The organism is Bordetella pseudohinzii (assembly GCF_000657795.2).
Taxonomy (GTDB): domain Bacteria; phylum Pseudomonadota; class Gammaproteobacteria; order Burkholderiales; family Burkholderiaceae_B; genus Bordetella; species Bordetella pseudohinzii.
In genome coordinates this window covers 344885-364482 of sequence record NZ_JHEP02000001.1, presented here as the reverse complement: position 1 = coordinate 364482, position 19598 = coordinate 344885, and the positions used below count along the sequence as shown (strand labels likewise).

The window sequence follows — 19598 nt, the reverse complement described above, 5'->3', positions numbered from 1 at the left end:
ATCGAGAGTCCTGTGGTCAGCAAGAATTGGGTGGCGAGTGAACGGGCGATGATGTCGATGCCATCGTGCTCCGGAAACGGAACGCTGACACGGACGAGCTTCCCGTGAAAAAGGCGGAGAGTGCCGACAGGCTTGTGGTCGAGCACAGGGCCTAGACGGGCGCCTGGATGCTTGTGCACGGGCCAGCCGGTCCGTGGTATTGGCGTAGGGGAAGGCAATAGAAGTCCCTTGTTGGCGGTGCGCTGCAGACGAATGACGGACCGAGGCCGCAGAGCTGCAGCAATCAACGAGAAGAGAGCGCCTCCCCGATTGGAGAGTCTTCTGCACGGCCGCATGTTGTCTGATGCGGTAATTGTGCGTAAGCTAAACCATATCTTCAAATACGTATTAATTAGCTAATTTATAGTCATATGGATATGAATTGGGGGAGCTATGCGGGGGTTTGATTCCTACTTAACCTTCCAGAAGCTTGAGGTCTTTTGTACGGTGGCTGAATTGGGAAGCGTGACGCGCGCTGCGGACAGGCTTTGCATTGCACAACCGGTCGTCACGGCACACTTGCGCAGCCTGGAGTCCAGGCTTGGCTATAGCTTGGTTGCGCGGTCCGGACGCAATATTGCGCTCACCGAGGCGGGCGAAAGGGTGTATCGGTGGGCAGCGGAAGTCATATCCAGAACGCGGGAAATTGAGCGGGAGCTTGCCGGCATGGAAAAAGGCAGTGCCGGCAATGCAGTGATTGCGACGTCTATGTCGGTGGGCTCATATTCCCTGCCGCCCCTCATCTCGGCGTTCCACCGCAAGCATCCTGATGGGCTGATCACGGTCCAGATCTCCAACCCGCAAGCTGCTTTGGACGCCACCCGGATCGGCGGCTGCGATTTCGCCGTGATTCTTCTTGCCCCAACCCAGGATCTTGGGGGGCTCATGGCAATTCCGCTCTGGGAAGACGATCTACTACTAGTGTGTGCACCGTCGAGCCAATGGACGCGCGGCGGACCGCAGGACGTGGACCTGCAAGCCGTACCGTTCATCAGCACCCCGAAGAACCTGGCACGCCGGGAACTCGAAGACATGCAGTTGCGCAAGTACGGGTTAGAGACGCGCCATGTCGTGATGGAGCTTGGGCATCCTGAGGCGGCGAAGCACGCAGTCCGCGAGGACATCGGCTTGAGCTTCATGCTGGCCTGTTCAGTTCGTGATGATATCCGGCGAGGCGACCTGGTCGCCTTGGAGTGGCCCGGAATGTCCATGAAGATTCCCACATACCTGGTGCACAGGGAGGACAAGCGCTTTTCTGCTTATCAGTCTGGCCTTGTGCAGTTCTTGCTTGAGTCTTCGGGACGCTGATGGATCGGGACAATATATAGCTGTTTGAGTATGGATTTGTTTATTAATAGCTAATAGACCTATTGATTGGGCAGGCCTATCCTCCCAAGGATGCTATCCCTCGGCGTTGATGATGCCCCGCAACGCGAATCGTCGAGCAGACCGAGGGATGGTGCCTGTTTGTCGTCGATGGAGTCGAGCTAGAACATGTGCAACTCTCAAATAGACGTTGGTGTCGCGGCATATGCCGATGACGTGGCGGCAGTCGGCCCTGCAGCGAGCCGCGAGCTGATCGAAGATCTCGTCATCGCCAACCATATTCTTTTTGATCAGGGCATCGTAGACGCCTTTGGTCATGTCAGCGTTCGCCACGACCAGAACCCCGATCGCTTCCTATTGACGAGGAACATGGCGCCGGCCACGGTCAGTGCCGATGACATCGTTGAGTTCTTGCTGGATGGCACGCCGGTCAATGCCGCCGGCAGGGCGGTCTACTTGGAACGCTTCATCCACGGCGAGATTTACAAGGCTCGCCCGGATGTCCAGGCCATTGTTCACAGCCACTCGCCAAGCGTCCTGCCATTCAGCGTATCGCAACGCACCCGGTTGAGGCCCATCTGCCACATGAGTGGCTTCTTGGGCGGCGGAACTCCGGTCTTCGAGATCAGGGAGGCGGCCGGGGATGGTACGGATCTGCTGATTTGCAATCAGGGCTTGGGTGCCGCGCTGGCACAAAGGTTGGGGAAATCCTCCGTCGTTTTGATGCGAGGCCATGGCTCCACCGTAGTGGGGCCTTCGCTCAAACATGCCGTCTATCGTGCCGTTTATGCTGAAGTGAATGCCCGGTTGCAGGTAGATGCCCTGCGCCTAGGAGAGGTGACATACCTGAGCGACAAGGAAGCGGAAACTGCGCAACGTCACATCGAGACCCAGATTGACCGTCCATGGGAGATGTGGAAAAAGCGCGTCCAATAGTGGCGGCCAGACACGGCCTAAAGACTAACAATACGAAGCATGTGGAGTGAGAAAATGAACGAACCTTGGTCGAAGGGGCAGCATCTCATCGATGGCGAGCTCGTAGACAGCGAGAGCGGCAACTGGATTGACTCCATCAATCCAGCCGACGAGAACGTGATCGGCCGCGCGCCGGCGGGGACGCACGGAGACGTGGCCCGGGCTGTCGCTGCGGCGAAGCGCGCATGGCCAGCCTGGGCCGAGCGTACCGGAGAAGAGCGCGGCGAGATCTTACGTACGTTTGGCGATCGGATCTTGGAGCGAGCCGAGGAATTGTCGCGTGTCGAGGTGCTGGATTCCGGCAATACCTATGGCCCGACCCTGGCGAGCATGCGTGAAACGGTCAGGAGCCTGCGTTACTACGCAGGCCTGGCCTATAGTCTGCACGGCGAGACCATACCTGCTAGCAGCCGTCACTTGCACCTGACCGTGTACGAGCCGTATGGCGTAGTTGGACGCATTGCTGCGTACAACCATCCGGCCATGTTCTCCGCTGCACGCACCGCGTCTGCACTGGTCGCGGGCAACACCGTCGTGGTCAAGCCGCCGGAAACCTCACCGCTATCCGTACTTTTGCTTGGTGGGATTGCGCGTGAGGTGTTTCCCAAAGGTGTTTTCAATATCGTTAATGGTACCGGTGCGGAAGTGGGCGACGCCTTGGTTCGTCACCCGGACGTGAAGCGTCTGGCCTTGATCGGCTCAGTCCCCACGGGCATGGCCATTCAGCGAAGTGCGGCCGAGACGGCGGTCAAGCATGTCACGCTCGAACTCGGCGGTAAGAATCCGATGATCGTTTTTCCCGATGCGGACCTTGACATGGCAGCCGCCAGTGCCGTGCAGGGCATGAACTTTTCGTGGCAGGGCCAGTCATGCGGTTCGAACTCGCGGCTGCTGATCCATGAAGACGTTTACGAGCCCGTCCTGGAACGTGTGGTCGCGCTTGTCGCGGCGATACGCGTCGGCGATCCCATGTCGCCAGATACCGGCATGGGACCCATCAACTCGCTGCGCAGCTATCAACATGTCACAAGCTTTCTTGATCCCGACCAGACGAAAGGCGCGCGGCTGATGACCGGCGGCAAGCGACCTCCGGGTGACGCCTTCAAGAAGGGATATTGGATCGAACCTACCGTGTTCGCAGATATCACGGAGTCGATGAGGCTCTGGCGTGAAGAAGTGTTCGGCCCGATTCTCGCCGTTGCCAAGTGGCGCGACGTTGAGCAGATGGTGTCGATGGCCAATGATACCGAATACGGCCTCTCCGCCGCCATATGGACTAATGACATCAAGCAGGCGCTGAATACCGCGAAGCGCATCAGGGCCGGCAGCATCTTCCTCAACGGTAGCAATACCCATTTCCTTGGCGTGCCATGGGGCGGATTCAAGAACAGCGGCATCGACCGGGAGGAAGGCATAGAGGAGCTGTACAGCTATGTGGAGAAGAAGGTAATCAACATTCTTCTGTAGCTACCCGGCCGCGAAACAAGGCGCCAGTCATCAGCGCTGGCGTGACCCGCATGTAGGCACTACCCCGAAGCAGCAGTTTCAAGTGAGACAGAGATTCTGGCTCAACCCTAAAATTGCGTTGAAAAATCCATATGGCGGTTCTGGCCCCGGATAGATCGACCTCATAGGGTGGCCTATAAGTTCTTCTCGTGCGTCGGGTAGTGCGTGGCCGGTATCGCCCGACGCAGCGCCATGCTCCCCAGGCGGAGATAGACCATACTTGATGACGACAATAGGGTTCAGCCTGGTGCCGCAGGCGCCAGCGATTGAATGGCGCCTTCGTTATTTTTTTCTCCACCGCCCATAGTGACGCTACCCAGACTGCGTCGTCCATCGACAGGCCGATGAATCAGCGGAACAGAAAGTTGTACTGCGTTCGCTCCATCAGTTGGCGCTCGGAGCAGATGCTGTACAGCACCTGCAGCAGCATCGCGCGCAGTAGCTTTTCCGGCGCAATGCCCGGGCGTCCGCCCTTGATGTCGGCTTCATACATGCCGGCGAAGAGCCGGTCCATCTTCGCCAGCGCTTGGTTGACCATGGAGCTAATCGGGCGCAACGGATGCGATTTCGGCACGAAATCTTCGAGCCGCCGCATGGTGAACAGGCCTTCGGTGAAAGTGTCGGCGCCGCGCATGAATCTCAGACTGAGCGGGGTCGTGTAATCAACGCTTCGGCACGCCACCGAGCTGACTTCGGCTGGGCGGCTATTTCAGCAGCCTGCTAGGGCACAGTTCGAGTTGCGTGCGCTCGGCTACCCCGAGCGCGGCCCTTTTGGAATCCTCACGGACCGTTGCGATTGGCAGGATTTAGCGATCTGCAGTCCGCTGTTAATAGCAATCATTATCATCACAAAAACTACCATAGACGTCCTATGGCTGCGCGTATCGAACGCCGGCCTGAAACGAACTCTGTCAGGGCAATTTCGTGGCTCGTGTGCGTCTTTTCAGCTTGTTTGGACTCCTTTGTGTTGGGTCGCTGTTCGTCGGCGTGACGCACCTCTCGTGGTCGCAGGTTTTCGCAGCTTCCGGTGATTCCTGGCTGACGCTAACGGTAAGCCGCATTCCCCGCTTGGCAGCACTCGTCTTGACCGGGGTGGGGCTATCCATTTGCGGCGTGATTCTTCAGCAGATCGTTCGGAACAAGTTTGCCGAGCCTGCGACCTCTGGCGGCCTGGATGCAGCGAAACTGGGAATTCTGCTTTCGCTGGTACTGACGCCAGGGGCGGGAACCATAGGAAAGATGTTGTTCGCGCTGCTGTTCTGCTTCTCGGCGAGCATGCTTTATGTCGCGATTATCCGGCGAATAAAGTTCAGGAACACGGTGTTGGTTCCTGTCGTAGGGCTGATGTACGGCAGTGTCCTGAGCGCGGTCGCAGAGTTCTACGCCTATCGCCACAACATTGTTCAAAGCATGCAGGGTTGGTTGCTGGGTGATTTCTCCAAGATCGTTCAGGGCAACTACGAGATTATTTATCTGATCGTCCCCATCGTTTCGCTTACTTACCTGTTTGCCCATCGCTTCACGGTAATGGGAATGGGGGAAGACGCAGCGACCAGTCTGGGTTTGAACTATTCGGGGACTGCCGCCGTGGGATTGCTGCTGGTCGCGGTCACTGTATCCGCCTCCGTTATTGCGGTGGGGGCCATTCCCTTCGTCGGGCTGGTGATTCCCAATCTGGTGGCGCTGCGCTGCGGTGAAAACCTGCGCCGAACTCTACCCACCGTTGCGCTATCGGGTGCGTCATTGCTGCTCGGGTGCGACATCGTTGGCCGCGTTCTGATCTATCCGTTTGAAGTACCCATCGGTATGACCGCAGGCGGCCTGGGCGGATTGCTGTTCCTCGTGCTGTTGCTGAGGAAACTCAAATGACGCGCGTGGACAACAGGTACTGGCTATGGGCCCTGGTCATCGCGGCTGCGTTGACTTTCATCTTCGTCCAATCGGGTTTCGACTTTGAATATGTCATTCCCAAGCGCCTGAACCGTTTGGGAGCCATCGTGATCGGCGGAGTCTGCGTCGCAGTCTCTTCCATCGTGTTTCAGACCATTGCGGGTAACCGGATACTTACCCCTGCGGTCATGGGATACGAAGCGGTCTACTTGCTTCTTCAATCGTTGCTGACGCTGGTTCTGGGCGGGCATGGCCTGATCGCCATCGGCCGCAACGAGAGCTTCTTTCTGTCGATCATCCTCATGCTGGCCTACTCGTGGGCTGTGCATCGCTATTTCTTCAAGGATACCAGGCGCAACGTGTATTTCCTGCTGCTGCTGGGGCTGGTGCTGACCATGTTGTTCGGCACGATGATCCAGTTCATCCAGCTCAAGATCAGCCCAGGAGACTTCGGCATCGTCCAGGGTTTCATCTATGCGTCATTCAATCGGGCGCAACCCGAGCAACTGGCCTACGCGGCATTGCTGGTCGTCGCCATCGCCATCGTATTGGCGAAAACACTTCCTTCATTGGACGTTCTAGCGTTGGGCCGCGAGCAGTCTTTATCTCTCGGGTTGGACTACAAGCGGAGTGTGAGGCTCTACCTATCCCTCATCGCGGCATTGGTGGCTGTCTCTACCAGCCTGATCGGGCCGACAGCCTTCATGGGGATCTTCGTCGCGAACATCACGTACTCGATGACCAAATCCACATGGCATCGCTTGACGCTACCCACCGGATGCGCGGTGGCAGTCGGCATCTTCATCGTCGCCCAGCTCTTGGTCGAGCACGTCTTCAACTACACGACCACCGTCAGCATTCTCGTCAACCTCGTATGCGGGGCCTATTTCCTCATGCTGATGGTGCGTACACGAGGTAATGCATGATCACGACAGAAGACCTTTGCAAGGCATACAACGGCAAACCGGTGCTTTCCAGCGTGAGCGTTCGGTTTCCCGCCGGGAAACTGACCTCCCTTATTGGGCCCAATGGCGCCGGAAAGAGCACCTTGCTGATGCTGGTCGCACGTTTGCTGGAACCCGCGAGCGGCGCGATTAGGATCGGCGATAGGCCCGTTTCGGATTTTCGTCCCAGGGAATATGCAACGCGTGTCGCCACGCTGCGTCAGTCGCCCGACATCAATCTTCGGCTGACGGTCGAGGAGCTGGTGGCTTTCGGGCGATTCCCCTATACCCGTGGATCACTCGATGCCCGTGACCAAAGGGAGATCGATGAAGCCTTGGCCTTTCTCTCCCTGGAAGGATTGAGAGAGCGCTACCTCGATGAACTCAGCGGCGGTCAGCGCCAGATGGCGTTTCTGGCGATGACGGTGGCACAGCAGACCGACTGCCTATTGCTCGATGAACCACTCAACAATCTGGACATGAAGCATTCCGTACAGATCATGCAGGCCCTGCGCCGTCTGTGTGACGAACGCGGCCGTACGGTGGTGATGGTGGTCCATGACATCAACTTTGCCGCCAACTATTCGGATCACATCGTTGCAATGAAGTCCGGCTTGATCTGTTTCAGCGGCCCGGCTGACGAAGTCATTTCAGAGGAAAGGCTGCGTGAACTGTACGAGTTGGATTTCGAGATCATGCGCACCACTCGCGGCTGCGTATGCAACTACTTCAAACCAGCAGGAGAACTAAGATGAAGTCGAATAGAAGCAGGTATCGGTGGGCCGCGGCCTTGCTCTTGGTGTCATTGACCGCATTGCAAGGCTGCGATGGCAAAGCCGGGAAGTCGGCGCAAACGGAAGCGAAAGCTGTGGCTGCGCAAGAGCATGCCGTTTCAGATTCAAACGTCATCACGGTGCAGCACGAGTTGGGAACCACCGTTCTCAAGGCTCGGCCGAAACGGGTCGTTCCCTATGACATGAGCGTACTCGACTCTCTGGACCAGCTTGGCATTCCGATTGTCGGTATGCCGAAGGACTATGTTCCCCAGTTTCTCTCGAAGTATCAGGAAAATCCGGCAATTCAGGATGTGGGCGGGGTCCTGCAGCCCAATCTCGAACAACTTCATGCAGTGAAGCCTGACCTGGTGCTGATTTCCCCTCTGGAGGCTGGTAGCTATCAGGAGCTGTCCCAGATCGCGCCAACAATCTACTTCGATGTGGACTACATGAACCAACACGGCGACTACATCGGTGGCGTCAAAAAGCAGCTCATGACCTTGGGACATGTGTTTGGAGTGGAAGACCAGGCGCGCAAGAAGATCCATGAAATCGAAGCCAAGGTCGAGGACGCGCGTGCGGTTATCAAGGGCCGGCCGGAGAAGGCGCTCATCGTGATGCACAACAACGGCGCGTTCACCGCCTTCGGTGTTCAATCCCGTTATGGGTTCATCTTCGATACCCTCGGTGTCAAGCCTGCAAGCCAGCACATCGAACCCGGACTGCACGGCCAGCCGATCTCGAACGAGTTCATTCACGATGCTGATCCTGACATCATCTACGTCGTAGATCGGACCGCCGCACATGACCGCAAGCCGGTGGATCCCAAGGCGCTGGACAATCCATTGCTGCGGCAGACAAAGGCGTGGAAGACCGGCCATGTGGTCTTCGTGAATCCGGATGTTTGGTATCTCACCGGGGCCGGCGTCACTTCCCTGGAAATGCTCATCGACGAAGTTCTGAAGGGCTATACCGGCTGATAGGACCGCGCCTGCGCATTGTCTCCAGCGACGCTGCTACACCCCAGTGCCTACCACGCTAACGGAAATCCCTGAGAGCTAGTACCTCGGCTTCCGTTGCGCTTCGGACTTCGAGGATTTTTTAAGATGGCTATTCATCGCCAGGGGCCCGCTTGCGCCCAAAAAACGCATCGCAACCCAATGACATGGCTCTGCGCCTTGCTCCTGCCAACCGTTCTACCTGCATATGCGGCTTCCACGGAAACGGAAGAGCCCGCTGCGGTATCGCCGCAAAGCAGGGAGGAAAGAGGCGGTGTTGCGGTTCTTCCCGCAGTGACGGTCTCTGCGCAAAGACCAGGAGCCGATACAGAGGGGACCGGCTCATACACCACTGGCACGACCAAAGCGGCCACGGGACTGAGCCTGTCGCCGCGAGAAACCCCCCAGTCGGTTACCGTCGTGACGCGCCAGCGCATGGACGATCAGCAGTTGAACTCCGTGAAGGATGTTCTGGAAAACACGACCGGGATCAGCTCGACCACATTGGACACGGAGCGCGTTTCTTACTATTCGCGTGGTTTCAGTATCGACAGCTTTCAGTACGATGGCGTGCCCACGACATACATTCCCGGATCGTTCCTGCCAGGTGAGGGAGTGCTGGACACAGCCTTTTACGATCGGGTCGAGGTGGTACGTGGCGCCACTGGTCTGCTGCAGGGGGTCGGCGATCCGTCAGCCTCGGTCAACCTCGTTCGCAAGCGGCCGTTGCGTGAGTTCTCTCTGACTGGTTCGCTGGGGGCTGGTTCTTGGGACAACTATCGGGGGGTATTGGACGTGTCCACGCCGCTCACCACCTCCGGCAATGTCCGTGCACGGGTGGTAGGTGCCTATCAGGACCGCAATTCCTTCCTCGACTATTACCAGCAGCGTCGGCAGGCCTTCTACGGTGTGGTCGAGGCAGATCTGACGTCGAGCACGACCCTGAGCCTGGGCCACGAATACCAGGATAGCGACCCGAAGGGGATTACCTGGGGTGGCCAGCCGCTGTTCTATTCCGATGGCTCGCGCACCGATTGGTCCCGGTCCAAGAACACCGCGCCGCGTTGGAGCCATTGGAGCAACCGGATCAATACGACCTTCGCGCACTTGGAACATGAGTTCGATAACGGATGGAGCGTTCGCGTCAACGCGGAGCACCGACGTGTGGACAGCTCAAACGAGCTGTTCTCGATGAACGGCTATCCGGATCGCGCCTCGGGGGAAGGTTTGTGGCCGATTGCCCTGGGAGGCCGCAGCAATAGTCGGCAGAACAATTTTGACGTTATGGCCTCTGGACCGTTTGCGTTGTTCGGGCGCGATCACGAACTGATGGTAGGCGCGTCAACGTCCCGGCTCCGTGCACATGACAACTCTGCTTTCATCTTCCCGACGGACCCTATCGGTAGCATCTACGACTGGAGTGGCAACTATCCAAAGCCCGACTTCGCCAGCTTTCCGCACGACGCATCCAGTACGACCATCAAGCAGACCGGCCTCTATAGCGCGGCCCGCTTCTCGTTGGCTGACCCGCTCAAGCTGATTGTCGGTGCTCGGCTGAGCAACTACGAAATGGAGCGGGACAGCAGCAGGGGGGAGCCATTTCACTATAAGAAGGACAACAAGCTGATCCCGTACGCGGGGTTGGTCTACGACATTGACGATACCTACTCGGTGTACACCAGCTACACGGAAATCTTCAAGCCGCAGACCGATCGCGACCGCAACGATAAGGTGCTTGGGCCGACCAAGGGGAAAAATACCGAGGTTGGCATCAAGGGTGAGTATCTGGACGGGCGTCTGAACGCGTCCTTCGCAGTGTTCGAGGCTCGACTAGACGGTGTGCCGCAGATTGACAGCGGCCATCTGCTTCCCGACGGTTCTCAGGCGTATTACGCGGCCAACGGCACCAAGTCGCGAGGATTTGACATCGATGTTCAGGGCGAGATTGCGCGTGATTGGAACCTTTACGCGGGCATCTCTCATTTCACAGCATCGCAAGGCGACGGCCAGCGCTTGAGCACGCAGATTCCTCGAACGACGGCGCGCCTGTTCACCACTTACCGGTTACCGGGTGACTGGAATCGCTTGACGATCGGCGGTGGGGTGAACTGGCAGAGCCGCTTTTATGGGACGGCGACGGGACCTCAAGGAGAAGTCCAAGTTGGCCAGGCTTCTTATGCGCTCGCCTCGTTGATGGCACGCTACGACGTCTCGAAAAACACCACCATCACGGCGAACGTCAACAACCTGTTTGATCGCAAGTACTACACGATGACGGGGTTCTACAACCACTACCTGTACGGCGAGCCTCGTAATTTCATGGTGAATATGACGTACAAGTTCGAGTGATCCGAACGTCCCTACGGCTCTTCGCCTTGTGTGAGTTCAGCGAAGTATCGCGCAGGGGGCTTTCCGACCGCCTTCTTGAACATGGTGATGAAGGCGGTGACCGAGTCGTAGCCCAATTGGTCCGCTACTCGCTGCACCGTCTGCCCGGAGGAAAGCTGGCGCATGGCAACGATCAAGTGCAGTTGCTGGCGCCAGCGGCCGAACGTTAGGCCTGTCTCCTGTTGGACGAGGCGGGCTAGCGAGCGTTCGCTCATGGCGACCAGCTTGGCCCAATCGGCAAGTGTCCTTCGATCCGCCGGATCGTCCGAGAGCATCTTCGCGATCTTGCGCATCCGCGGTTCGTTCGATGTTGGCAGGTATAGCTGCTCGACCGGCATTTGTGCGAGTTCCTCCAGAAGCACGACGGCCTTGCGTCCCACTCGGCTGTCTGGAAGGTATTCGGGAGCCTGGTCAGCCATGTGCAGCACCAACTCGCGCACCAGGGGAGTGATGGAGAGCGTGCAGCATTGGTCCGGCAATTGCGCTGCACCTGGTTGCACGAAGAGGTAACAAATCCGTGCGTTTGCGGTGGCGCGAACACTGTGGGGCATTTGTCCTGGAATCCACACGGCACAGCGCGGGGGAACCATCCAAATAGCATTAGGTACTTCGCAGGTCACGCCACCCTTCAGAGCAAGGACTAGCTGTCCTTGTCGATGTTGATGTACCGGGACTTCGCTCTTTTGCTCGGCGATGTCCACACGCATCCCCACTACCGGGCCGCGCACCTTGGTTTCGTCGAAATTTTTCAACGACGGTTCTAGCGACATGGCCATTGGAATTACCTTGGCATAATTTAGCGATCTGTTGTCATTCTAGCTAAATTCATATTTAGGTCCAAGCGATAGATTGCGGTACTGATTGTCTGTTTTTGGAGTTATGAATGAGTAATCGTGATGCAGCCTTGGCGGTTGCCCGACCAGCTTTGCTGATAGCAGGGCTCCTTTTGATCGCGACTAACCTGCGTGCGCCCATTACGGGCGTTGCTCCCGTTCTGGAGACACTGCAGTCGGCGTTTGCGCTGTCGCCGGCGCAAGCGGGGCTCTTGACGACGCTACCGTTGTTGGCGTTCGGCATCATTTCCCCGTTGGCCGCGATTTTCGCGAGGGAATACGGCCTGGAGCGTTCGCTGTTCGGGGCGCTGCTACTGATCGCTGCCGGCGTGGTCGTCCGATCTATTGGTCCTGTTTGGACCCTGTATCTGGGTACGGCCACCATCGGCGCCGGCATTGCCGTAGGCAATGTACTGCTCCCGAGCCTGGTCAAACGCGACTTCCCGGCGAAAGTGCCCACCGTCATGGGAGTCTGCTCCATCGCCATAGGCGGCGCAGCAGCGTTGGCATCGGCGAGCGCCGTTCCACTGGGAAATGCGTTCGGATGGCAAGGTGCGCTTGGCGCCACGGCAGTCTTTCCGCTGGTTGCTGCGCTGGTGTGGACCAGCCAACTGAGCGGTCATACTGCGCCGGCCAAGGGAACCGCATCGGCCCCTCACGGTGGACGGGTGTGGCATTCCGCGTTGGCGTGGCAGGTCACCTTGTTCATGGGCATCAATTCGCTGGTGTACTACGTCTTGGTCGCGTGGCTACCGTCTGTTCTTACTTCCTCGGGGATTGCTCCAGAGGTCGCCGGCTCGCTTCACGGCGTCATGCAGCTCGCTTCAGCAGTGCCTGGTCTCTTGCTTGGCCCTATTGTCAGCCGCATGCGGGATCAAAGGCTGGTCGCCGCCACCATGGGCGGGTTGATGACCGTGGCCCTTCTCGGGTTCTGCATGGCGCCGTCCTGGGCCTCCTTGTGGGCGTTCTGCTTCGGCCTGGGCTCCGGTGGTGGCGTGTTGCTGGCGCTGATGTTCATGGGCCTGCGAGCTAACAGCGCCCATCAGGCCGCTTCGCTTTCAGGTATGGCGCAGTGCGTTGGCTACTTTCTGGCTGCGTGCGGTCCGACGCTTGCAGGAAAGCTCCACGACCTTACTGGTAGCTGGATCGCCGTGCTGTACATCGGCGCAGTGCTCTCAATTGTCATGGTGATCTTTGGCTTGCTAGCAGGTCGTTCTCGAACGATCGGGGGCGAGCATCCGCAAGCTCGTCATTGATGTTTTCGCGTGCGCGGTCCGTGGCTATCCGGGAGCAGCCCGCGCTCGCAATTACAGGTTTGTGAGGTAAAGAAATGAGCAACAAGACGAACTCTCTGAATATCTCCAGTACCTCCGCTGACTGGCGCGGGCTGGCGCTTTCCAACTTCGGGCTCTCGCCGTTCGTACTCGACGACATGCTGTTCGCATCCGTTGAGGGATTCGTCCAAGGTATCAAGTTTGCGGAGAACGATCCTCGCCGTCTGCAAGCCTTTCAGTTGAGTGGATGGGAAGCAAAACACCTCGGCGATCAGGCGGATCGCAGCGGTGCCTACTGGAATGGGCAGCGCCTGCCTTACGGGTCAACGCAGCACCATCGACTCATCGAAACTGCAATCCGGGTGCGGATCGAGCAATGCATAGGACTGCAGAGGGCGCTGCTGTCTACGAATGGGCTGGATCTGGTCCACGATACGGGGCGGAAAGAGGCGCCGACGACGTCGCTGCCCGCCACCGTGTTCTGCCGAATTCTGACGGCCATCCGGGAGGAGCTGTTGCGTGCACGCCTGACAGCACCGTGATTCCCAGGCGCGCTCGGGCACTCAATCATTTAGAGGAGAAGACTGATTATGAACCTTAATCCTCAGGACTTCCTGGTGCATGACATTAGCCAACATCCAATGGTCGTCTTCAGGAACAACGCTGCAAGACCTGGCTACGCAAAGCAATGGGAGGTGGAAACGGCTTCTCTTATTCGGCACGGGGTCCCCTTCGTCATTGTGTATGACCAACTTCGGGGCGATGAAGATCACGAGGATCGCAAGCATAGGGCGCTTTGGCTCAAGCAAAACAAGGCGGAGATGAACCGTGTGTGCAAAGGATTCATCAGTATTGAGCCCGACCCTGTGCGCCGAGAAGAGGTAAGGCAGATGGGGTTGATGCTGGCAAGAGCGTTCGGCATGCAACATGAGGCGGTCGAATCGCAAGCCGAGGCCCGAACGCTTGCCCAACGCTTGGCCTCCGAGCGATCCTCAGGTAAGTAGTCTCCATGGAACTGCGGCACCTGCGATGCTTTCTCGCCGTGGCCGAAGAGCTGCACTTTGCACGCGCGGCTGAACGACTGCACATCGAGCAATCGCCCTTGTCGCGGACTATCAAAGAGTTGGAAGAGGAGTTAGGTGCCCAGCTTTTCGTGCGAACTACCCGAAATACTCGGCTGACCCGTTCTGGAAATATGTTCCTAGAGCATGTTCCACGTGTATTTTCAGCGTTGCAGCAGGCGCGAGACAGTGTGAAGGCTGCTGCGAATGGATTTCACCGTCAATTGCGTGTTGCCTTGTCGGATGGAATCTCTCCATCTCGCCTACCAGCGCTACTGGCTCTATGCCGGCAGGAAGAACCCGACGTCGATATACGCCTCTTCGAAATCCCTTTATCACAGCAGATCAAGGGATTGCACGATGATCTATACGACGTTGGATTTGCACAGTCGAATGAGGTAGGCGATGGCATCGTCGCCATGCCAGCCTGGAGCGATACGCTCATGGTCGCGGTGCCGGCACGGCATCCGCTGCTGGCCCACAAGCGAATTCCCCTGGAAGAATTGCTGCGCTATCCGCTTGTCTTGTGCGATCCACATGCGTGCGAGGGTCATGCCAGACATGTTGATCGGGTGCTACGCCGGATGGACGTGGAACCGCTCATTGCGGAGCGAGTCGCTTCTTGCGACTTGATGATGGCACTTGTATCGGCTGGTTTCGCACTGGGGCTGGCAGGCGCAGCGCATATTGCCGCCAGTCGTGAACCAGGCGTGGTTGCCCGGCCGCTGGCGGCGCGTGTGCCGCCACTGACGACCTACCTGTTGCGTCCCGAAGGCGAGCCCTCTGATGTGCTGCTGCGCTTCATTGAGCGAGTCCAGGCCATCGAATCACTGGAGTGCCCGAGACGATTCCCCAGCTGTAGTCTTGATCCCCCGGAGAAGCCTACGTTATGAAAATGATAGTTCCATTCCTGCTGGTCGTGGAATTGACGGCCTGCGGACAGTCTGAGGCACCGCAGAAAGCCATCGATTCGCGGGCAAGCATCCCGACAGTGAAAGAACTTGTAGCCGACCCCGAACGGCTCAAGGAACTGCGCCAGCAGTGCAAGACCGACCGCGCCAAGCTGGGTGATGTGTTGTGCAACCGGGTCGCCGAAGCCATGCGCAAGCAGTTCTATGGCGACGGCGAAACACCCTACACGCCGCCGATAGAATCGCCTAAGTTATGACCGTTGGCGGCTCACCGCCTCGCCTTCCTTTTTTCTGTTCAACACGCCGCAATGTGCCTTCGCTTGCGGCGTTTTTCTTTGGCTCGCTGCCGCACTCATTCTGTCTTTTTGCTCGACCTTTCTGCTTGAAACGGTCTTTGACCGGCACTGACCCGACTCCGATCCTGACGCCTGCGGCACGCCCATGTGCCGCTCTTTCCATGAGGAATCAGCGCAGGAGAAATCGGAGGCCAGGTCATGCAAGGGACGAATGTGTTGTTCGGTCAGATCGCCGTGGTATTCGGCATCGTGATCGCCGGCGTGTGGGGTGCCACACAATGGACGGCAGCGGCCCTTGGCTATCAAGTACGCCTTGGCTCGCCCTGGTTCGATTTTCTTGGTACGCCGATTTACCACCCGTGGAAGCTATTTGAGTGGTGGTTCGTTTTCGATGCTTACGCGCCGCGCGTGTTCGATTCCGGCGGCACCATCGCGGGCGGCAGTGGGCTACTGGCGGTGGTCGTCGCTATCGGCATGTCCATCTGCCGCTCGCGACAGTCGCGCCTGGTCACGACATACGGATCGGCCCGCTGGGCGAATGCGCAGGACATTCGCAAGGCGGGCCTGTCGCAACCGGCAGGCGTATTCCTCGGCCAGCATGATCGCCAATACCTGCGCCACGAAGGCCCCGAACACGTCCTGACCTTCGCTCCCACGCGCTCTGGCAAGGGCGTTGGCCTTGTCATTCCAACGCTTCTTTCGTGGCCCGCATCCGCCGTCATTCATGACATCAAGGGCGAGAACTGGAGCATCACCGCCGGGTGGCGCAGCCGGTTCAGCCACTGCCTGCTGTTCAACCCGACCGATGCGAAGTCGGCGGCCTACAACCCGCTACTGGAGGTGCGGCGCGGCGCGCATGAAGTGCGCGACGTTCAGAATATTGCGGACATTCTGGTCGATCCTGAAGGCGCGCTGGAGAAGCGCAACCATTGGGAGAAGACCAGCCACGCGCTGCTGGTCGGGGCCATCCTGCATGTCCTCTACGCTGGCGAAGACAAGACGCTGCGCGGCGTCGCCAACTTCCTGTCCGACCCGGCCAGCCCCTTCGAGCTGACCTTGCACCGGATGATGACTACGCCGCACCTCGGCGATGGGCCGCATCCGGTCGTCGCATCGGCGGCGCGTGAAGTCCTCAACAAGAGCGACAACGAACGCTCGGGCGTGCTATCCACGGCCATGTCGTTCCTCGGCCTGTACCGCGATCCCACGGTGGCCGAAGTCACCTCGCGCTGTGACTGGCGCATCGCCGACCTGATCGCGGCCGAGCATTCGGTATCGCTGTATCTGGTGGTGCCGCCTTCGGACATATCGCGGACGAAGCCGCTCATTCGCCTGATCCTCAACCAGATCGGCCGGCGCCTCACCGAATCGCTCGACGGCTCCGACGGCATCGAGCGCCGCCACAAGCTGCTGCTGATGCTCGACGAGTTCCCGGCGCTGGGGCGCCTCGACTTCTTCGAGACGGCGCTGGCCTTCATGGCGGGTTACGGCATCCGCAGCTTCCTCATCGCGCAGTCGCTCAACCAGATCGACAAGGCGTATGGGCAGAACCACTCCATCCTCGACAACTGCCATGTGCGCGTGACGTTCGCAACGAACGACGAGCGCACCGCCAAGCGGATTTCCGAGACGCTGGGTACGGCCACCGAGCTGCGCGCCCAGCGCAACTACGCGGGCCACCGGCTCGCGCCGTGGCTGGGCCACCTGATGGTGTCGCGCCAGGAAACCGCGCGCCCGCTGCTGACGCCGGGCGAAGTCATGCAGCTTCCGCCCGACGAGGCCGTGGTGATGGTGTCCAGCGTAGCGCCGATCAAGGCGAAGAAGCTGCGCTACTACGCGGACGCCAATTTCAAGCGTCGCGTTCTGCCGCCGCCCGCGCTGGCGGACGGGCAGTATGCCGACGCGCCGCCGGCACGCGCCGACGACTGGAGCGGGCTGGCGATTCCCGCCGTGCCTGCCGCACCAGCCACGGCATCCGCCGATGGCTTGGAGAACTTGGGTACGGCCGACGACGGCGGCCCGCGCCGCCAGTCCGAGCTATCTGAAACCTTCGCCTACGACCCCGAGCTGGCCGCTCCCGCGGCCGACCTTGGGCTGCTCGATGATGACGACGACCTGCCGCTTCCGCTTCCTCGCCAGCTCGATCCAGCCATGCAGCGCACGGCTCGGCTGGCTTCCCTCGACCCCAACGACGGAATCGAGCTATGAGCCACTATCGCCTGAACCTCTTTATCCAGCCCGAGCACGCCAAGCGGCTCGACGAGCTTGCCGCCAAGAAAGGCGTGTCCAAGTCATCCATCGTCGCGGCGGCGCTCGCATCGTGGCTGTCGCCCGATGCCGCCGACCAGCGCGAGGCCGCCATAGCCAAGCGGCTTGATCGTCTGTCGCGCCAGGCCGAGCGCATGGAGCGCGACCAGAACATCCAGATCGAGACGCTGGCGCTGTTCGTTCGCTACTACCTCACGGTTAGCACACCAATCCCCGAGGCGCACCAAGAGGCCGCACGCGCCCAGGGCAAGGCGCGGTTCGAGCAGTTCGTTGAACAGTTGGGCCGTCACCTGCTACGGGGCCGGAGCCTGGTGCGCGACGTGGTGGAGGAACTGCATCCCGACCCAATGCGGATGGAAGACGCGGCGGCAGCCGCGCAAGCGCAGGAGCGTTCGTCATGAGCGCCGTTCCGCAGTCCATGAGTGCCACGTCGCTCGACCGCCGCATCCAGATGCTGCGCACGGCAATGGGGCCGCTGATCGCCGCTGCGCTCGAAGACCAGGATGTGGTGGAGGTGATGCTGAATCCTGATCGCACCCTTTGGGTGGACCGGCTTTCCAGCGGGCGCGCGCCGATGGGCGTGGAACTGCCCGAGGCGGACGGAGAGCGAATCATCCGACTGGTCGCGGCCCACGTTGGCGCAGAAGTCCATCGCGGCCAGCCGCTGCTGTCCGCCGAGTTGCCCGAAACGGGCGAACGCTTCGAGGGCATCTTGCCGCCGGCAGCGCCGGGGCCGGCCTTCGCGTTGCGCAAGCGCGCCATCGGCGTGATTCCGCTGGAGCGGTACGTCATCGACGGGATGATGACCAGCGCGCAGGCGGGCTTTCTCGTTCGCGCCGTGCGCGAGCGGCAGAACGTGCTGATCGCCGGCGCCACCAGCAGCGGCAAGACCACGCTCGCCAATGCGCTGCTAGCCGAGATAGCCGCCACGGGCGACCGCGTGCTGGTGCTCGAAGACACGGTGGAACTGCAATGCGCGGCCCGCGACCACGTTCCGCTGCGCACACGCGCGGGCGTGGTGTCGATGACGGAGCTGGTGCGTTCGTCCATGCGCCTGCGGCCCGATCGTGTCGTCGTCGGCGAGGTGCGCGGCGCCGAGGCGCTGGATCTCATCAAGGTGTGGGGCACGGGGCACCCCGGCGGCATCGCCACGATCCATGCGGGCTCCGCGCTCGGCGCGCTGCTGCGCCTGGAGCAACTGATTCTCGAAGTGGCGGTGAATCCGCCCCGTGCGCTGATCGCCGAGGCGGTCAACGTGCTGATCCACATCGCTGGGCGCGGACGCAAGCGCCGCATCGAGAGCATCGCCCGCGTCGTCGGCTTCGACGGCGTGGGCTACCAACTGGCGGACGCGCTGGAAACGCCGTTTCCCGAGCTGCCGCCATTTCCCAAAGCCGCATCCGCTGCAGCGACTTCCCCATCCCCTGACTCACTTGGAGAACTGCCATGACGCAGATGACCATTCCTGCTTTCCGTTTTTCTGCAAATCCGGCTTTGCCTCTTGCGCGGCTGCGCAGCCTGGCCCGCCCTGCGGGGCAAGGGCTGCTGCTGGCCGCGCTGCTGCTGTTCCTGGCCGGAACCGCGCAGGCCGCCGGTTCCTCGATGCCGTGGGAAGGCCCGCTGCAATCCATCCTCGAATCCATCCAGGGGCCGGTGGCGCGCATCGTCGCGGTCATCATCATCATCGCCACGGGCCTCGCGCTCGCGTTCGGCGACACGTCCGGCGGATTCCGCAAGCTGATCCAGATCGTCTTCGGTCTGTCCATCGCGTTCGCCGCTTCGAGCTTCTTCCTGTCATTCTTCAGCTTCTCCGGCGGAGCCGTCGTATGAGTACCTCGGACACCTTCGCGGACGGCTTCGAGGTGCCGCTGCATCGCTCGCTGACCGAGCCGATTCTGCTTGGCGGTGCGCCGCGCACCGTGGCGATCGCCAACGGCACGCTGGCCGCCGCTGTCGGCCTGGGCCTGCAACTGTGGATTCCCGGCGTGGTGCTCTGGATCGTCGGCCATTCGCTGGCGGTGTGGGGTGCGCGCGTCGATCCGCAGTTCATGCAGGTCTTCGCCCGGCACATCAAGCACCACCCGCTGCTGGACGTGTGAGGGGAGGCCCCCGA

At 59.9% G+C, this 19598-nt stretch carries 19 protein-coding genes and 1 pseudogene; 18 read left to right on the top strand and 2 right to left on the bottom strand.

Annotation, left to right across the window (positions count from 1 at the left end; genetic code table 11):
* The first annotated feature begins 432 nt into the window (after positions 1-432).
* From L540_RS01560 to L540_RS01550, 3 genes are all read left to right on the top strand, one after another.
* Positions 433-1347 carry a LysR family transcriptional regulator gene (locus L540_RS01560; RefSeq protein WP_043211579.1) on the top strand — a complete coding sequence of 305 codons (915 nt, stop codon included), beginning with the start codon at positions 433-435 and terminating at the stop codon, positions 1345-1347.
* 186 nt (positions 1348-1533) lie between these two features.
* Positions 1534-2301 (top strand): class II aldolase/adducin family protein, encoded by a 768-nt coding sequence (locus tag L540_RS01555; RefSeq protein ID WP_053073151.1) that lies wholly within the window; start codon positions 1534-1536, stop codon positions 2299-2301.
* A 54-nt stretch (positions 2302-2355) separates the two neighbouring features.
* Positions 2356-3807, top strand: coding sequence for an aldehyde dehydrogenase family protein (locus L540_RS01550; RefSeq protein WP_043211585.1), 1452 nt, complete (start codon positions 2356-2358; stop codon positions 3805-3807).
* Between the two features lie 325 nt (positions 3808-4132).
* Here the strand turns inward: L540_RS01550 and L540_RS21180 are convergent.
* Positions 4133-4480, bottom strand: a pseudogene (locus L540_RS21180) (transposase); the annotation flags it as partial.
* A gap of 290 nt (positions 4481-4770) precedes the next feature.
* On the opposite strand from L540_RS21180, the gene L540_RS01540 reads away from it, so the two are divergent.
* The 5 genes from L540_RS01540 (at position 4771) to fhuE (ending at position 10803) form a co-directional block, all read left to right on the top strand.
* Positions 4771-5715 (top strand): ABC transporter permease, encoded by a 945-nt coding sequence (locus L540_RS01540; RefSeq protein WP_043211577.1) that lies wholly within the window; start codon positions 4771-4773, stop codon positions 5713-5715.
* Positions 5712-6662 carry an iron chelate uptake ABC transporter family permease subunit gene (locus tag L540_RS01535; protein ID WP_043211574.1) on the top strand — a complete coding sequence of 317 codons (951 nt, stop codon included), beginning with the start codon at positions 5712-5714 and terminating at the stop codon, positions 6660-6662. The genes L540_RS01540 and L540_RS01535 overlap by 4 nt, the downstream gene beginning before the upstream one ends.
* Positions 6659-7435: an iron ABC transporter ATP-binding protein gene (locus L540_RS01530; protein ID WP_043211573.1), complete on the top strand. Its 777-nt coding sequence runs from the start codon at positions 6659-6661 to the stop codon at positions 7433-7435. The genes L540_RS01535 and L540_RS01530 overlap by 4 nt, the downstream gene beginning before the upstream one ends.
* The gene (locus L540_RS01525) at positions 7432-8436 is read left to right on the top strand and encodes a siderophore ABC transporter substrate-binding protein (protein ID WP_043211572.1); all 1005 of its coding nucleotides are present in this window, start codon (positions 7432-7434) and stop codon (positions 8434-8436) included. Before L540_RS01530 ends, L540_RS01525 begins: the two co-directional genes overlap by 4 nt.
* A gap of 180 nt (positions 8437-8616) precedes the next feature.
* A complete protein-coding gene (gene fhuE / locus L540_RS01520; RefSeq protein ID WP_082149507.1) occupies positions 8617-10803 on the top strand; it encodes a ferric-rhodotorulic acid/ferric-coprogen receptor FhuE in 2187 nt (728 codons plus the stop codon).
* A gap of 11 nt (positions 10804-10814) precedes the next feature.
* Here fhuE and L540_RS01515 read toward each other — a convergent pair whose 3' ends face one another.
* Positions 10815-11618, bottom strand: a complete 804-nt coding sequence (locus L540_RS01515) for an AraC family transcriptional regulator (protein WP_043211569.1) — start codon at positions 11616-11618, stop codon at positions 10815-10817.
* A gap of 107 nt (positions 11619-11725) precedes the next feature.
* On the opposite strand from L540_RS01515, the gene L540_RS01510 reads away from it, so the two are divergent.
* The 10 genes from L540_RS01510 to L540_RS01465 all read left to right on the top strand — a co-directional run bounded on the left by L540_RS01510 (position 11726) and on the right by L540_RS01465 (position 19584).
* Entirely contained in the window at positions 11726-12931 is a 1206-nt protein-coding gene (locus tag L540_RS01510; RefSeq protein WP_048025729.1) for a CynX/NimT family MFS transporter, read from the top strand.
* A 74-nt stretch (positions 12932-13005) separates the two neighbouring features.
* Positions 13006-13491 (top strand): NADAR family protein, encoded by a 486-nt coding sequence (locus tag L540_RS01505; protein WP_043211567.1) that lies wholly within the window; start codon positions 13006-13008, stop codon positions 13489-13491.
* A 48-nt stretch (positions 13492-13539) separates the two neighbouring features.
* Complete coding sequence (locus L540_RS01500; protein WP_043211565.1) at positions 13540-13953, top strand: hypothetical protein; 414 nt, start codon at positions 13540-13542, stop codon at positions 13951-13953.
* Between the two features lie 5 nt (positions 13954-13958).
* The gene (locus tag L540_RS21360; RefSeq protein WP_082149506.1) at positions 13959-14903 is read left to right on the top strand and encodes a LysR family transcriptional regulator; all 945 of its coding nucleotides are present in this window, start codon (positions 13959-13961) and stop codon (positions 14901-14903) included.
* A complete protein-coding gene (locus L540_RS01490; protein WP_043211559.1) occupies positions 14900-15178 on the top strand; it encodes an EexN family lipoprotein in 279 nt (92 codons plus the stop codon). Before L540_RS21360 ends, L540_RS01490 begins: the two co-directional genes overlap by 4 nt.
* A gap of 237 nt (positions 15179-15415) precedes the next feature.
* On the top strand, positions 15416-17425 hold the full coding sequence (locus L540_RS01485) for a conjugal transfer protein TraG (protein ID WP_048025728.1): 2010 nt from the start codon (positions 15416-15418) through the stop codon (positions 17423-17425).
* Entirely contained in the window at positions 17422-17886 is a 465-nt protein-coding gene (locus L540_RS01480) for a ribbon-helix-helix protein, CopG family (protein ID WP_043211251.1), read from the top strand. Before L540_RS01485 ends, L540_RS01480 begins: the two co-directional genes overlap by 4 nt.
* Positions 17883-18935, top strand: coding sequence for a P-type conjugative transfer ATPase TrbB (gene trbB / locus L540_RS01475; protein WP_043211249.1), 1053 nt, complete (start codon positions 17883-17885; stop codon positions 18933-18935). The genes L540_RS01480 and trbB overlap by 4 nt, the downstream gene beginning before the upstream one ends.
* A complete protein-coding gene (locus L540_RS01470; RefSeq protein ID WP_043211247.1) occupies positions 18932-19315 on the top strand; it encodes a TrbC/VirB2 family type IV secretion system protein in 384 nt (127 codons plus the stop codon). Before trbB ends, L540_RS01470 begins: the two co-directional genes overlap by 4 nt.
* Positions 19312-19584, top strand: a complete 273-nt coding sequence (locus L540_RS01465; RefSeq protein WP_043211246.1) for a VirB3 family type IV secretion system protein — start codon at positions 19312-19314, stop codon at positions 19582-19584. Before L540_RS01470 ends, L540_RS01465 begins: the two co-directional genes overlap by 4 nt.
* The last annotated feature ends 14 nt before the right edge of the window (positions 19585-19598 follow it).

Bases quoted from the DNA above. Each gene is read 5' to 3' on its own strand.
- L540_RS01560 (WP_043211579.1), top strand. From the start codon at position 433: ATGCGGGGGTTTGATTCCTACTTAACCTTCCAGAAGCTTGAGGTCTTT.
- L540_RS01555 (WP_053073151.1), top strand. From the start codon at position 1,534: ATGTGCAACTCTCAAATAGACGTTGGTGTCGCGGCATATGCCGATGAC.
- L540_RS01550 (WP_043211585.1), top strand. From the start codon at position 2,356: ATGAACGAACCTTGGTCGAAGGGGCAGCATCTCATCGATGGCGAGCTC.
- L540_RS01535 (WP_043211574.1), top strand. From the start codon at position 5,712: ATGACGCGCGTGGACAACAGGTACTGGCTATGGGCCCTGGTCATCGCG.
- L540_RS01530 (WP_043211573.1), top strand. From the start codon at position 6,659: ATGATCACGACAGAAGACCTTTGCAAGGCATACAACGGCAAACCGGTG.
- L540_RS01525 (WP_043211572.1), top strand. From the start codon at position 7,432: ATGAAGTCGAATAGAAGCAGGTATCGGTGGGCCGCGGCCTTGCTCTTG.
- fhuE (WP_082149507.1), top strand. From the start codon at position 8,617: ATGACATGGCTCTGCGCCTTGCTCCTGCCAACCGTTCTACCTGCATAT.
- L540_RS01515 (WP_043211569.1), bottom strand. From the start codon at position 11,618: ATGGCCATGTCGCTAGAACCGTCGTTGAAAAATTTCGACGAAACCAAG.
- L540_RS01510 (WP_048025729.1), top strand. From the start codon at position 11,726: ATGAGTAATCGTGATGCAGCCTTGGCGGTTGCCCGACCAGCTTTGCTG.
- L540_RS01505 (WP_043211567.1), top strand. From the start codon at position 13,006: ATGAGCAACAAGACGAACTCTCTGAATATCTCCAGTACCTCCGCTGAC.
- L540_RS01500 (WP_043211565.1), top strand. From the start codon at position 13,540: ATGAACCTTAATCCTCAGGACTTCCTGGTGCATGACATTAGCCAACAT.
- L540_RS21360 (WP_082149506.1), top strand. From the start codon at position 13,959: ATGGAACTGCGGCACCTGCGATGCTTTCTCGCCGTGGCCGAAGAGCTG.
- L540_RS01490 (WP_043211559.1), top strand. From the start codon at position 14,900: ATGAAAATGATAGTTCCATTCCTGCTGGTCGTGGAATTGACGGCCTGC.
- L540_RS01485 (WP_048025728.1), top strand. From the start codon at position 15,416: ATGCAAGGGACGAATGTGTTGTTCGGTCAGATCGCCGTGGTATTCGGC.
- L540_RS01480 (WP_043211251.1), top strand. From the start codon at position 17,422: ATGAGCCACTATCGCCTGAACCTCTTTATCCAGCCCGAGCACGCCAAG.
- trbB (WP_043211249.1), top strand. From the start codon at position 17,883: ATGAGCGCCGTTCCGCAGTCCATGAGTGCCACGTCGCTCGACCGCCGC.
- L540_RS01470 (WP_043211247.1), top strand. From the start codon at position 18,932: ATGACGCAGATGACCATTCCTGCTTTCCGTTTTTCTGCAAATCCGGCT.
- L540_RS01465 (WP_043211246.1), top strand. From the start codon at position 19,312: ATGAGTACCTCGGACACCTTCGCGGACGGCTTCGAGGTGCCGCTGCAT.